General features: G+C 51.1%; 2 rRNA genes. Both read right to left on the bottom strand.

What is annotated here, in order from left to right:
* Positions 1-73, bottom strand: a 5S ribosomal RNA gene (rrf, locus tag AC3WQX_RS12030); the annotation flags it as partial.
* Positions 74-142: 69 nt separating this feature from the next.
* Positions 143-2407 (bottom strand): 23S ribosomal RNA (locus AC3WQX_RS12025); the annotation flags it as partial.

Below are 2407 nucleotides of genomic sequence, written 5' to 3'. Positions count from 1 at the left end.
CATCGGCGCTAAGGAGCTTAACTTCTGTGTTCGGCATGGGAACAGGTGTGACCTCCTTGCCATTGTCACCAGACAAATGAATGTGTTATACATTCAAAACTAGATAGTAAGTAATGATTTTGCGTCGCAAAACATTTTAATATTGATTAAGTCTTCGATCGATTAGTATTCGTCAGCTCCACGTGTCACCACGCTTCCACCTCGAACCTATTAACCTCGTCATCTTCGAGGGATCTTATAACCGAAGTTGGGAAATCTCATCTTGAGGGGGGCTTCATGCTTAGATGCTTTCAGCACTTATCCCGTCCATACATAGCTACCCAGCTATGCCGTTGGCACGACAACTGGTACACCAGAGGTATGTCCATCCCGGTCCTCTCGTACTAAGGACAGCTCCTCTCAAATTTCCTACGCCCACGACGGATAGGGACCGAACTGTCTCACGACGTTCTGAACCCAGCTCGCGTACCGCTTTAATGGGCGAACAGCCCAACCCTTGGGACCGACTACAGCCCCAGGATGCGATGAGCCGACATCGAGGTGCCAAACCTCCCCGTCGATGTGAACTCTTGGGGGAGATAAGCCTGTTATCCCCGGGGTAGCTTTTATCCGTTGAGCGATGGCCCTTCCATGCGGAACCACCGGATCACTAAGTCCGTCTTTCGACCCTGCTCGACTTGTAGGTCTCGCAGTCAAGCTCCCTTATGCCTTTACACTCTGTGAATGATTTCCAACCATTCTGAGGGAACCTTTGAGCGCCTCCGTTACCTTTTAGGAGGCGACCGCCCCAGTCAAACTGCCCGCCTGACACTGTCTCCCACCACGATAAGTGGTGCGGGTTAGAAAGCCAACACAGCTAGGGTAGTATCCCACCAACGCCTCCACGTAAGCTAGCGCTCACGTTTCAATGGCTCCTACCTATCCTGTACAAGCTGTGCCGAATTTCAATATCAGGCTACAGTAAAGCTCCACGGGGTCTTTCCGTCCTGTCGCGGGTAACCTGCATCTTCACAGGTACTATGATTTCACCGAGTCTCTCGTTGAGACAGTGCCCAAATCGTTACGCCTTTCGTGCGGGTCGGAACTTACCCGACAAGGAATTTCGCTACCTTAGGACCGTTATAGTTACGGCCGCCGTTTACTGGGGCTTCGATTCGTGGCTTCGCAGAAGCTAACCACTCCTCTTAACCTTCCAGCACCGGGCAGGCGTCAGCCCCTATACATCACCTTACGGTTTAGCAGAGACCTGTGTTTTTGATAAACAGTCGCTTGGGCCTATTCACTGCGGCTCTTCTGGGCGTGAACCCTAAAGAGCACCCCTTCTCCCGAAGTTACGGGGTCATTTTGCCGAGTTCCTTAACGAGAGTTCGCTCGCTCACCTTAGAATTCTCATCTTGACTACCTGTGTCGGTTTGCGGTACGGGCACCTGTTATCTATCTAGAGGCTTTTCTCGGCAGTGTGAAATCAACGACTCGAGGAAACAATTTCCTCTCCCCATCACAGCTCAGCCTAACGAGTGCCGGATTTGCCTAACACTCAGCCTTACTGCTTGGACGTGCACTCCAACAGCACGCTTCGCCTATCCTACTGCGTCCCCCCATCGATTAAAACGATACTAGGTGGTACAGGAATATCAACCTGTTATCCATCGCCTACGCCTGTCGGCCTCAGCTTAGGACCCGACTAACCCAGAGCGGACGAGCCTTCCTCTGGAAACCTTAGTCAATCGGTGGACGGGATTCTCACCCGTCTTTCGCTACTCACACCGGCATTCTCACTTCTAAGCGCTCCACATGTCCTTGCGATCATGCTTCAACGCCCTTAGAACGCTCTCCTACCATTGTCCGAAGGACAATCCACAGCTTCGGTAATATGTTTAGCCCCGGTACATTTTCGGCGCAGTGTCACTCGACTAGTGAGCTATTACGCACTCTTTAAATGATGGCTGCTTCTAAGCCAACATCCTAGTTGTCTGGGCAACGCCACATCCTTTTCCACTTAACATATATTTTGGGACCTTAGCTGGTGGTCTGGGCTGTTTCCCTTTCGAACACGGACCTTATCACCCATGTTCTGACTCCCAAGTTAAATTGATTGGCATTCGGAGTTTGTCTGAATTCGGTAACCCGAGAGGGGCCCCTCGTCCAAACAGTGCTCTACCTCCAATAATCATCACTTGAGGCTAGCCCTAAAGCTATTTCGGAGAGAACCAGCTATCTCCAAGTTCGATTGGAATTTCTCCGCTACCCTCAGTTCATCCGCTCACTTTTCAACGTAAGTCGGTTCGGTCCTCCATTCAGTGTTACCTGAACTTCAACCTGACCAAGGGTAGATCACCTGGTTTCGGGTCTACGACCAAATACTCAACGCCCTATTCAGACTCGCTTTCGCTACGGCTCCACATTC

It is taken from the genome of Staphylococcus sp. FW104-15G4D, assembly GCF_058790135.1.
Note: the sequence above shows the minus strand (reverse complement) of the source record. Positions and strands in the feature narration are given on the sequence as shown.